This window comes from Streptomyces sp. WAC 06738 (genome assembly GCF_003945505.1).
Classification (GTDB): domain Bacteria; phylum Actinomycetota; class Actinomycetes; order Streptomycetales; family Streptomycetaceae; genus Streptomyces.
In genome coordinates this window covers 843,328-854,975 of sequence record NZ_CP029618.1, presented here as the reverse complement: position 1 = coordinate 854,975, position 11,648 = coordinate 843,328, and the positions used below count along the sequence as shown (strand labels likewise).

General features: G+C 71.6%; 9 protein-coding genes. 7 read left to right on the top strand and 2 right to left on the bottom strand.

The annotated features are described in order from the left end of the window. Nucleotides 1-169: 169 nt before the first annotated feature. From yajC to DMB38_RS03345, 5 genes are all read left to right on the top strand, one after another. On the top strand, nt 170-676 hold the full coding sequence (yajC, locus tag DMB38_RS03365; RefSeq protein WP_206337634.1) for a preprotein translocase subunit YajC: 507 nt from the start codon (nt 170-172) through the stop codon (nt 674-676). 160 nt (nt 677-836) lie between these two features. Beyond that, the gene (gene secD / locus DMB38_RS03360) at nt 837-2,624 is read left to right on the top strand and encodes a protein translocase subunit SecD (protein ID WP_164715916.1); all 1,788 of its coding nucleotides are present in this window, start codon (nt 837-839) and stop codon (nt 2,622-2,624) included. Nucleotide 2,625: 1 nt separating this feature from the next. Then, on the top strand, nt 2,626-3,828 hold the full coding sequence (gene secF / locus DMB38_RS03355; protein WP_125933885.1) for a protein translocase subunit SecF: 1,203 nt from the start codon (nt 2,626-2,628) through the stop codon (nt 3,826-3,828). After that, nucleotides 3,825-4,373, top strand: a complete 549-nt coding sequence (locus DMB38_RS03350) for an adenine phosphoribosyltransferase (protein ID WP_125933884.1) — start codon at nt 3,825-3,827, stop codon at nt 4,371-4,373. The genes secF and DMB38_RS03350 overlap by 4 nt, the downstream gene beginning before the upstream one ends. Nucleotides 4,374-4,546: 173 nt before the next feature. Continuing rightward, the gene (locus tag DMB38_RS03345; RefSeq protein ID WP_125933883.1) at nt 4,547-7,045 is read left to right on the top strand and encodes a bifunctional (p)ppGpp synthetase/guanosine-3',5'-bis(diphosphate) 3'-pyrophosphohydrolase; all 2,499 of its coding nucleotides are present in this window, start codon (nt 4,547-4,549) and stop codon (nt 7,043-7,045) included. Nucleotides 7,046-7,127: 82 nt separating this feature from the next. Here the strand turns inward: DMB38_RS03345 and DMB38_RS03340 are convergent, their stop codons facing one another. Both DMB38_RS03340 and DMB38_RS03335 read right to left on the bottom strand, forming a co-directional pair. Beyond that, the gene (locus tag DMB38_RS03340) at nt 7,128-8,357 is read right to left on the bottom strand and encodes a DUF349 domain-containing protein (RefSeq protein ID WP_125933882.1); all 1,230 of its coding nucleotides are present in this window, start codon (nt 8,355-8,357) and stop codon (nt 7,128-7,130) included. Nucleotides 8,358-8,587: 230 nt separating this feature from the next. After that, on the bottom strand, nt 8,588-9,442 hold the full coding sequence (locus DMB38_RS03335) for a peptidylprolyl isomerase (RefSeq protein WP_125933881.1): 855 nt from the start codon (nt 9,440-9,442) through the stop codon (nt 8,588-8,590). Nucleotides 9,443-9,635: 193 nt separating this feature from the next. Here DMB38_RS03335 and DMB38_RS03330 point away from each other — a divergent pair, with 193 nt between their 5' ends. Then, nucleotides 9,636-10,355: an MBL fold metallo-hydrolase gene (locus tag DMB38_RS03330; RefSeq protein ID WP_125933880.1), complete on the top strand. Its 720-nt coding sequence runs from the start codon at nt 9,636-9,638 to the stop codon at nt 10,353-10,355. After that, the gene (gene hisS / locus DMB38_RS03325; protein ID WP_125933879.1) at nt 10,352-11,638 is read left to right on the top strand and encodes a histidine--tRNA ligase; all 1,287 of its coding nucleotides are present in this window, start codon (nt 10,352-10,354) and stop codon (nt 11,636-11,638) included. Before DMB38_RS03330 ends, hisS begins: the two co-directional genes overlap by 4 nt. The last annotated feature ends 10 nt before the right edge of the window (nt 11,639-11,648 follow it).

The following is an 11,648-nucleotide window of genomic DNA, read 5'->3' as shown; positions in this document are numbered from 1 at the left end:
GCGGCGGCGCGGGGAGTCGCCGGTTACGGAACCCGGGTGACATGCTGGGCGTTGTTCACACGGCGGAACTCGCTTAGACTCCGCCGACGCCTTCCGGAATCGGAGGGTACCCCCGCCCCCCAGAACGAGGCCGTGGCGAACGCGGTCCTACGAAGGAAACCCGGACACCGTGGATATCACGATTCTCTTGCCGTTCATCGTGCTCATCGGGGCGATGTTCCTGATGACCCGCTCGGCAAAGAACAAGCAGCGCCAGATGATGAACATGCGGGACCAATTGCAGCCGGGCAGCGGCGTGCGGACCATCGGCGGCATGTACGCCACGGTCAAGGAGGTCCACGAGGACACCATCCTTCTGGAGGTGGCCCCCGGAGTACACGCGATCTACGCGAAGAACTCCATCGGCGCCGTCCTGGACGACGCCGAATACAACCGCATCGTGCACGGCGCTCCGGAGTTCGACGACGAGGACATCACGGCGCCCGACGACGCCTCCTCGCTCACCGGGTCCGCCGACGGCGACGCCGGTGACGAGGACGCCGAGGACCGCAAGGAGACCTCGGACCGCATCGACCTCGACAAGAAGGACGCGGCCGACGACGCCGAAGGCGACGCCGGGACCGCGGACGCGAAGGACGAGGACGAAAAGAAGAACGGCGGCTCCGCCGCGAAGTGACCGCGGCCCTTCGGCGGCGGCCCCGCACCTGGTGCGGCGGCGCCGCCGGCCGCGGTGAACGGGGGACCGGTCACTTTTCGCCTCGCGGCACCGCGGGGCTACACTTCGTGACCGCGCGACGAGCCCCGCCGCGCGGTGTCTGGACAGGAGAATCGAGAAGGTGGCAGCACCCAAGACGGGCCGCAGGTCCCAGGGATCTCACGGCAGGCCCTGGCGCCCCCTGCTGCTGATCCTGACCGCGATCGCCGCGCTCACCGGTGGGATGTTCCTCTCCGGGCACACCACCCCGCGCCTCGGCATCGACCTGGCCGGCGGCACCAGCATCACGCTGGAGGCCAAGCCCCAGCCGGGCGGCGAGAACGCGATCAACTCCACCAACATGGAAACCGCCGTCAACATCATCGAGCGCCGCGTCAACGGCCTCGGGGTGCAGGAGGCGGAGGTCCAGACCCAGGGCGACCGGCACATCATCGTCAACATCCCCAAGGGCACCGACCAGAAGACGGCGCGCGAGCAGGTGGGCACCACCGCGCGGCTCTTCTTCCGCCCCGTGCTGTCGTACGAGGTGAACGAGGCCCCGAAGCCGTCGCCCAGCGCCTCGGAGTCCGGGGACAAGGACAAGGAGAAGGACGCCGACAAGGAGAAGGACGCCTCCTCCTCGCCGTCCCCGTCCGAGAGCGCCTCCGACGAGGCGAGCGACGGCGCGAGCCCGAGCGACGGCGCCACCGAGCAGGGCCGCGCCCTCTCCGAGGGCCTCGCCCAGGCCGACGACTCGCCCAGCCCGACCGAGTCGCAGGCGCCGCCCGCCGAGACGCCCCCGGCCGAGCAGGCGCCCACCGGTCAGATCCCGGCCGACGTGCAGAAGAAGCTGGACGCGCTGGACTGCTCCGACGCCGAGGAGCGCACCAAGATCGGCGAGAACGCCAAGCCGACCGACACCGTCGTCGCGTGCGACAGCGAGGGCGCGTACAAGTACGCGCTCGGCCCGGCCGAGGTCGAGGGCACGGACGTCGACGACGCCTCCGCCACCTACGACGCCCAGCAGGGCTCCGGCTGGATCGTGCAGCTCGAGTTCAACGGCAAGGGCTCCGACAAGTTCGCCGACGTCACCGGCACCCTCGCCGGCCAGGCCCCGCCGAACAACCAGTTCGCGATCGAGCTCGACGGCGAGGTCGTCTCCGCGCCCTCCGTCGACGAGTCGATCACCGGCGGCCGGGCGCAGATCTCCGGCAGCTTCAACCAGGAGTCGGCCGAGGAACTGGCCAACGTCCTGTCGTACGGTGCCCTGCCGCTGTCCTTCGAGGAGTCCGAGGTCACCACCGTCTCGCCGGCCCTCGGCAACGAGCAGCTCCAGGCGGGCCTCATCGCCGGCGCCGTCGGGCTGGGGCTGGTGATCATCTACCTCGTCGCGTACTACCGCGGGCTGGCCCTGGTGGCCGTGGTCAGCCTCATGGTCTCCGCCGCCCTCACGTACACGATCATGGCCCTCCTCGGCCCCGGCATCGGCTTCGCGCTGAATCTCCCGGCGGTCTGCGGCGCGATCGTCGCGATCGGCATCACGGCGGACTCGTTCATCGTCTACTTCGAGCGCATCCGCGACGAGATCCGCGAGGGGCGCACGCTGCGCCCCGCGGTGGAGCGCGGCTGGCCGCGGGCCCGGCGCACCATCCTGGTGTCCGACTTCGTGTCCTTCCTGGCGGCGGCCGTGCTCTTCGCGGTCACCGTCGGCAAGGTGCAGGGCTTCGCCTTCACCCTGGGCCTCACCACGCTCCTCGACGTCGTCGTGGTCTTCCTCTTCACCAAGCCGGTCATGACCATCCTGGCCCGCAAGCGGTTCTTCGCCAGCGGCCATCCCTGGTCCGGGCTCGATCCCAAACGGCTGGGAGCCAGGCCACCGCTGCGCGGGCGCCCGCGCACCGCCGGTCCCGTCAACCCGAAGGAGGTCTGAGATGTCGCGCCTCGGCACCCTCGGCGCCCGCCTCTACCGCGGTGAGGCCGGCTACGACTTCGTCGCCAAGCGGTTCCTCTGGTACGGCGTCTCCGTCCTCATCACGATCATCGCGATCGCGGGCTTCTTCATCCGCGGCCTGAACATGGGCATCGAGTTCGAGGGCGGTGCGGTCTTCACCACCCCGAAGACCGAGACCTCGGTCTCGCAGGCCCAGGAGGTCGCCGAGGAGGCATCGGGGCACCAGGCGATCGTCCAGGAGCTGGGCAGCGGGAAGCTCCGCATCCAGGTCAGCAGCATCGAGACGCAGCAGTCCGACAAGGTCAAGACGGCGCTCGCCGAAGAGCTGAACGTCTCCGCCGAGGACATCAACGACCAGCTCGTCGGGCCCAGTTGGGGCGAGCAGATCGCGAACAAGGCGTGGCAGGGCCTGGCGATCTTCATGGTCCTGGTGGTGATCTACCTCGCCATCGCCTTCGAGTGGCGCATGGCGCTCGCGGCGCTCGTCGCGCTCATCCACGACCTGACGATCACGGTCGGCGTCTACACCATCGTCGGCTTCGAAGTCACCCCGGGCACGGTCATCGGTCTGCTGACCATCCTCGGTTACTCGCTGTACGACACGGTGGTGGTCTTCGACGGGCTCAAGGAGAGCACGAAGGACATCACCAAACAGACGGGCTTCACCTACCGCGAGGCGGCCAACCGCAGCCTCAACGGCACGCTCGTCCGCTCCATCAACACCTCCGTCGTGGCCCTGTTGCCGGTCGCCGGCCTCCTCTTCATCGGCGGCGGCGTGCTCGGCGGCGGGATGCTCAACGACATCGCGCTGTCGCTCTTCGTCGGCCTCGCGGCCGGCGCGTACTCCTCGATCTTCATCGCCACCCCGCTGGTGGTCGACTTCAAGGAGCGCGACCCCGCCATACAGTCCCACAACAAGCGGGTCGCCGCCCGGCGCGCCTCCGACGCCCGCTCCGCCGCCCGCGGCGAGAAGGGGACGGCCGGGCGCGAGGACGGCCCGGGCGCGGCGGCCGTCGAGGACGACGTGCCCGAGGACGACCCCCGCGCCCCCCAGCCCGCGGGCCAGGGCGTCGTCGGGCCCCCGCGGGCCGAGGGCCGCAGGCAGCAGCCGGTGTCCCGGCAGCGCGGCCGTGGCCGCCCCTCCGGCAGCCGCGGCGGCCGGTCGGGGGGCAAGCGGCGGTGAGCGTGCCGGAGGGGACCAGGGAGCTGCTGCTCAGCCGGATCCAGGACGTGCCGGACTACCCGCAGCCAGGCGTGATGTTCAAGGACATCACCCCGCTGCTGGCCGACGCGAAGGCGTTCGCCGTGCTCACGGACGCGCTGACGGAGGTCTGCCGGGAGCAGGGTGCGCAGAAGGTCGTGGGCCTGGAGGCGCGCGGCTTCATCCTGGGCGCGCCGGTCGCGGTGCGCGCGGGGATCGGCTTCGTGCCCGTACGCAAGGCGGGCAAGCTCCCGGGCGCCACCCTCGGGCAGGCGTACGACCTGGAGTACGGCACGGCGGAGATCGAGATACACGCCGACGCCGTGCGGCCCGGCGACCGCGTGCTCGTCATCGACGACGTGCTGGCCACCGGCGGCACCGCGGAGGCGTCGGTGCAGCTCATCCGGCGGGCCGGCGGCTCCGTCACCGGCGTGGCCGTGCTGCTGGAGCTGGGCTTCCTGGCCGGCCGGGCGCGGGTCGAGCAGGCGCTCGCCGGGGCTCCGCTGGACGCGCTCGTCACCGTCTGACCGGCCTGGGACCGGCCCCCGGGAGCCGGGGCCGGTCCTGAAAGCCCGCCCGGCCGGTGTTCTGCCTGGTCGGGGGCCTGGTCAGGCGGTTGCCGGGTGGTGAGGGCGGGACGCCAGATACCATGGCAGTTCCGGGGATCTCCCCGTGGGCCTTCCACCGTCAAGGAGTGCTCTTGCCAGACGAGGCTCATCGGTCCACCGCCGCGCCGCCCGAGAAGCAGCGGCAGCCGGGCGCGGCGGACCGCCCGCTGCCCGCGCGGGCCGCCGAGAACGGCTCGGGACGCCGGACCGCGCCGCCGGAAGGGCGGACGCAGCCGGCCGCCCCGGCGCGCGTCGAGCCCGCCTCGGGGCACGGCGGCGGGCAGGCGGGCCGCGGCGGCTCCCCGAGCCGCGTGCGGGCCCGGCTGGCGCGCCTCGGAGTGCAGCGGCAGAGCCCGTACAACCCGGTGCTGGAGCCGCTGCTGCGGATAGTGCGCGGGAACGACCCCAAGGCCGACACCTCGACGCTGCGCCAGATAGAGCGCGCCTACCAGGTCGCGGAGCGCTGGCACCGCGGCCAGAAGCGCAAGAGCGGCGACCCGTACATCACCCACCCCCTTGCCGTCACCACGATCCTGGCCGAGCTGGGCATGGACCCGGCCACGCTGATGGCCGGCCTGCTGCACGACACGGTCGAGGACACCGAGTACGGCCTCGAGGACCTGCGCCGCGACTTCGGCGACCAGGTGACGCTGCTCGTGGACGGCGTCACCAAGCTGGACAAGGTGAAGTTCGGCGAGGCCGCGCAGGCGGAGACCGTGCGCAAGATGGTCGTCGCCATGGCCAAGGACCCCCGGGTCCTGGTGATCAAGCTCGCCGACCGGCTGCACAACATGCGCACGATGCGCTACCTGCGCCGCGAGAAGCAGGAGCAGAAGGCGCGCGAGACGCTGGAGATCTACGCGCCGCTGGCCCACCGCCTGGGCATGAACACCATCAAGTGGGAGCTGGAGGACCTCGCCTTCGCGATCCTCTACCCGAAGATGTACGACGAGATCGTCCGCCTGGTCGCCGAGCGCGCCCCGAAGCGGGACGAGTACCTGGCCGTCGTCATCGACGAGGTGCAGCAGGACCTGCGCAGCGCCCGGATCAAGGCGACCGTCACCGGCCGCCCGAAGCACTACTACAGCGTCTACCAGAAGATGATCGTGCGCGGCCGCGACTTCGCCGAGATCTACGACCTGGTGGGCATCCGCGTCCTCGTCGACTCCGTCCGCGACTGCTACGCGGCGCTGGGCACCATCCACGCGCGGTGGAACCCCGTCCCCGGACGGTTCAAGGACTACATCGCGATGCCCAAGTTCAACATGTACCAGTCGCTGCACACGACGGTCATCGGGCCCGAGGGCAAGCCCGTCGAGCTGCAGATCCGCACGTTCGACATGCACCGCCGCGCCGAGTACGGCATCGCCGCGCACTGGAAGTACAAGCAGGAGGCCACCGGCGGCGCCGCCCGCCAGCAGGGCGCCGGCACCCGCAGGGGCAGCAAGTCCGAGCAGGTCAACGACATGGCCTGGCTCCGCCAGTTGATCGACTGGCAGAAGGAGACCGAGGACCCCGGCGAGTTCCTGGACGCGCTGCGCTTCGACCTCTCCCGCAACGAGGTCTTCGTCTTCACGCCCAAGGGCGACGTGATCGCCCTGCCCGCCGGCGCCACGCCCGTCGACTTCGCGTACGCGGTGCACACCGAGGTCGGGCACAAGACCATAGGGGCGCGGGTCGGCGGCCGGCTCGTACCGCTGGAGTCCGCGCTCGACAACGGCGACACCGTCGAGGTCTTCACCTCCAAGGCGGCCGGTGCGGGCCCCTCCCGGGACTGGCTGAACTTCGTCAAGTCGCCGCGCGCGCGCAACAAGATCCGCGCCTGGTTCTCCAAGGAGCGCCGGGACGAGGCCATCGAGCAGGGCAAGGACGCCATCGCGCGGGCGATGCGCAAGCAGAACCTGCCGATCCAGCGCATCCTCACCGGCGACTCGCTGGTCACCATCGCGCACGAGATGCGCTACCCCGACATCTCCGCGCTCTACGCGGCGATCGGCGAGGGCCACGTCTCCGCGCAGAACGTGGTGCAGAAGCTGGTCCAGGCGCTCGGCGGCGAGGAGGCGGCCACCGAGGACATCGAGGAGACCGCGCCGCCGCTGCCCGGCAAGACCCGCAAGCGCCGGGCGGTCAACGACCCCGGCGTGATCGTCAAGGGCGTCGACGACGTCTGGGTCAAGCTCTCCCGCTGCTGTACGCCGGTGCCCGGAGACCCGATCATCGGCTTCGTCACCCGCGGCAAGGGCGTCTCCGTGCACCGTGCCGACTGCGTCAACGTCGAGTCGCTGTCGCAGCAGCCCGAGCGGATCATCGAGGTGGAGTGGGCGCCGACGCAGTCGTCGGTCTTCCTCGTCGCCATCCAGGTGGAGGCGCTGGACCGCTCCCGGCTGCTCTCGGACGTCACCCGGGTGCTGTCCGACCAGCACGTGAACATCCTGTCCGCCGCCGTGCAGACCTCCCGCGACCGGGTGGCCACCTCGCGCTTCACGTTCGAGATGGGCGACCCGAAGCACCTGGGGCACGTACTGAAGGCGGTACGGAAGGTGGAGGGCGTCTACGACGTGTACCGCGTCACCTCCGCCCGGAACAACTGAGCGAGCGCACCCGCCGCCGTCCCCGTACGTACGACCGGGGCCCCGCCGTACGGCGGGGCCCCGGTCGTATGCACGGCTCGACTCAGCCGCCGAACTCCCGCAGGCCCTTGAGCGCCTGGTCGAGCAGCGCCTGCCGGCCCTCGAGCTCACGGGCCAGCTTGTCGGCCTTGGCCGTGTTGCCCTGCGCCCGCGCCTGCTCGATCTGCCGGTGCAGCTTGTCGACGGCGTCCTGCAACTGCCCCGTCAGACCCTCGGCGCGCGCCCGCGCCTCCGGGTTCGTACGGCGCCACTCGGCCTCCTCCGCCTCGCCGATGGACCGCTCCACGGCGTGCATCCGGGCCTCGATCTTCGTCCGGGCGTCCCGCGGCACGTGCCCGATGGCCTCCCACCGCTCGTTGATCGAGCGGAAGGCGGCCCTGGCGGCCTTGAGGTCGGTGACCGGCAGCAGCTTCTCCGCCTCCGCGACCAGCTCCTCCTTGCGCGTCAGGTTCTCGCGCTGCTCGTGGTCGCGCTCGGCGAAGACCTCGCTGCGGGCCTGGAAGAAGACGTCCTGCGCGCCGCGGAAGCGGGACCACAGGTCCTCCTCCTGGTCGCGCTGGGCGCGGCCCGCGGCCTTCCAGTCCGCCATCAGCTCGCGGTAGCGGGCGGCCGTCGGCCCCCACTCGCGGGAGCCGGAGAGCGCCTCCGCCTCCTCCACCAGCTTCTCCTTGCGCCGCCTGGCCTCCTCGCGCTGGGCGTCGAGCGAGGCGAAGTGCGCCTTGCGGCGCTTGGAGAACGCCGAGCGCGCGTGGCTGAAGCGGTGCCACAGCTCGTCGTCGCTCCTGCGGTCCAGCCGCGGCAGACCCTTCCAGGTCTCCACCAGCTCCCGCAGCCGCTCACCCGCCGCGCGCCACTGCTCGCTCTGCGCCAGCTCCTCCGCCTCGGCGACCACCGCCTCCTTGGACTCGCGTACTTCCTGCTGGTGCTTGACCTTGGCCGCCTTGCGCTCCTCCTGACGGGCGCCCACGGCCTCCACCAGCCGGTCGAGGCGCGCCGTCAGCGCGTCCAGGTCACCGACCGCGTGCGCGTCCGAGACCTGCGCCCGCAGGTGCTCGATGGCGGTGGTGGCGTCCTTCGTGGACAGGTCGGTGGTCTGCACCCGGCGCTCGAGGAGGCCGATCTCCACGACCAGGCCCTCGTACTTGCGCTTGAAGTAGGCGAGCGCCTCCTCGGCCGAGCCCGCCTGCCAGGAGCCGACGACGCGCTCGCCGTCGGCGGTACGCACGTACACGGTGCCCGTCTCGTCGACCCGGCCCCATGGGTCGCTGCTCACAGCGCCTCCTCACATGACGCCCCGCGGGCCCGGCAGCCCGGCGGCGTCTTCCACAGTTGTCTGCGGCCGGAAAGGGGATGGGGTACCGGATCCGGCCGATCCGGCGGCGGGCGAAAGCGACTGCCGCCGGCACCCCCGCACCTGCACAACGCCAACATAGGCGAACGGCGGGCCGGCTGTCCGCATCCCGCGCGAGACCAATCCCGTAACGACGCGGGGCCGGCCGTGGCTCAGTGGTCGGTCTCCTGCGCCTTGGTGCCCTTGGTGACGGTCGCCTTGTCGATGACCACCGTCGCGTTCGGGGCGGTGTTGCCCGTCTGCGGGTCCTGCGGCTGCGCGCCGGCCTCGGCGATGGTCTTGACCGTGGCCGTGCCCTCGTCGGTGAGCTGACCGAACGGCGTGTAGTTCGGGGGCAGCGGGCTGTCCTGGTAGACGAGGAAGAACTGGCTGCCGCCGGAGTCCTTCTGACCGGTGTTGGCCATCGCCACGGTGCCCGCGGGGTACGTCCCGCCCTTCACCGCCTTGTCCTTGAGGTTCTCGTCCGGGATCGTGTAGCCGGGGCCGCCCTGGCCGGTGCCGGCCGGGTCGCCGCACTGCAGCACGAAGATGCCGGACTCCTGACCGGTCAGCCGGTGGCACGGGCTGTGGTCGAAGTAGCCCTCGTCGGCGAGGAAGCGCATGTTGTTCACGGTGTGCGGCGCCTTGCCCGCGTCCATCTCGATGCCGATGTCGCCACAGGTGGTCGAGAGCGTCATCGTGTAGGTCGCCGAGTCGTCGATGTCGAGCTTCGGCTCCTTCTTCCACGTCTTCTCCGACGGCTTGCCCTTCTCCGGCTTGCCGCAGGGGTCGTGCGCCTTCTCCGGACTCGCGCTGGGCGCCGCGGCGTCGTCCTTCTTCTTGTCGTCGTCGTCCGACCCGAAGCCCGTGGCCGCCGCGACCGTGACGGCGGTGATCACCACCACGAGCGGGGCGGCGATGATCGCCGCGATCTTCCGGTTGTGCTTTCTGCGGTCGGCGCGCCTGCGCTGCTGCCGCTCGTACTTGTCCCGGGCGAGCTGCCGCCTCCGCTGGTCCCTGCTGACCACCGCGTCTTCTCCCTCGAGTCGCTGCCACACGCGTTCGTGGACCGGAATTCCGTGTGCCGTACCGTATATCGATTCGCTGCCGGATGAGGAGCGCCGGTAGTCTCGGTACGGCCGCAATTCCGGGGCCGCCGCCGGCCGCGCGGATCCCGGCGGCGGCACACATCCGACGAGATCCGACAGGTGAAGGACGATCGTGCTCATTGCCGGGTTCCCCGCGGGCGCATGGGGCACCAACTGTTATCTCCTCGCCCCGGCCGCCGGAGAGGAGTGCGTGATCGTCGACCCCGGGCACCGGGCGGCGGACGGCGTCGCGGAGGCCGTCGCCAAGCACCGGCTGAAGCCGGTCGCGGTGGTGCTCACCCACGGGCACCTCGACCACGTCGCCTCGGTGATCCCCGTCTGCGGCGCCCACGACGTGCCCGCCTGGATCCACCCCGCCGACCGGTACATGCTCGCCGACCCGGAGAAGGCGCTCGGCATGGCCGTCGGGGCGCCGCTCCTCGGCGACCTGACCGTGGGGGAGCCGGACGACGTGGCCGAGCTCGCCGACGGCGCCGAGCTGGAGCTGGCCGGGCTGAGCCTCACCGTCGCGCACGCGCCGGGCCATACCAAGGGGTCGGTGACCTTCCGGCTGCCCGAGCAGCAGGATGTGCCGCAGGTCCTCTTCTCGGGCGACCTGCTCTTCGCCGGCTCCATCGGACGCACCGACCTGCCCGGCGGCGACGGCGCCGAGATCCTGGAGTCGCTGGCCCGCGTGTGCCTGCCGCTCGACGACTCGACCGTGGTGCTCCCCGGGCACGGCCCCCAGACGACCATCGGCCGCGAGCGCGCCGGCAACCCCTTCCTGCGGGAGCTGGCCGCCGGCCGGGCGGGCGGCTCTGCCGCCCCGCTCCGCCACCGACGAGGAATGTGACGACACCCTCCGTGAGCACTTCACCGGCCTTCAAGGCCCCCAAGGGCACCTACGACCTCATCCCGCCGCGCTCCGCGGCCTACCTCGCCGTCCGCGAGGCGTTCGCCGCGCCCGTACGCCGCGCCGGCTACGGCTACGTCGAGACCCCCGGCTTCGAGGACGTGCGGCTCTTCGCCCGCGGCGTCGGCGAGTCCACCGACATCGTGACCAAGGAGATGTACACCCTCACCACCAAGGGCGGCGACGAGCTGGCGCTCCGCCCCGAGGGCACCGCCTCCGTGCTGCGCGCGGCGCTGGAGAGCAATCTGCACAAGCAGGGCAACCTGCCGGTGAAGCTCTGGTACTCCGGCTCCTACTACCGCTACGAGCGCCCGCAGAAGGGCCGCTACCGGCACTTCTCCCAGGTCGGCGCGGAGGCCATCGGCGCCGAGGACCCGGCGCTCGACGCCGAGTTGATCGTCCTGGCCGTCGACGGCTACCGCGCGCTGGGGCTGACCGGCTTCCGGCTGCTGCTCAACTCGCTCGGCGACCAGGAGTGCCGGCCCGCGTACCGCACCGCGCTCCAGGACTTCCTCCGCGGTCTCGACCTCGACGAGCCCACCCGCGAGCGGATCGAGATCAACCCGCTGCGGGTGCTCGACGACAAGCGCCCGGAGGTCAGGGCCCAGCTCGACGCCGCGCCGCTCATGCGCGACCACCTGTGCGAGGCGTGCAAGGCGTACCACGAGCAGGTCCGCGAGCTCCTGACCGCCGCGGGCGTCGCGTACGAGGACGACCCCCGGCTGGTCCGCGGCCTCGACTACTACACCCGCACCACCTTCGAGTTCGTCCACGACGGCCTCGGCGCGCAGTCCGCCATCGGCGGCGGCGGCCGGTACGACGGGCTGTCGGAGATGATCGGCGGCCCCGCGCTGCCCTCGGTGGGCTGGGCGCTGGGCGTGGACCGCACGGTGCTGGCGCTGGAGGCCGAGGGCGTGGTGCTGGACCTGCCCGCGACGACCGACGTGTACGCGGCGGCGCTCGGCGAGCAGGCCCGCAGGACGCTCTTCGGGGTGGTCACCGAGCTGCGCAGGGCCGGGATCGCGGCGGACTTCGCGTTCGGCGGCAAGGGGCTGAAGAACGCGATGAAGTCCGCCGACCGCTCCGGCGCGCGCTTCGCGCTGGTGGCGGGGGAGCGGGACCTCGGCGAGGGCGTGGTGCAGCTCAAGGACCTCGGCAGCGGCGAGCAGCGGGCGGTCGGGCTGGCCGAGGTCGTCGGCGAGCTGCGGAAGCTGCTGGCCTGACCCCTGCGGG

Excerpts from the sequence above, each read along its gene's own strand:
- secF (WP_125933885.1), top strand. The coding sequence starts at position 2,626 with ATGTCGCGCCTCGGCACCCTCGGCGCCCGCCTCTACCGCGGTGAGGCC.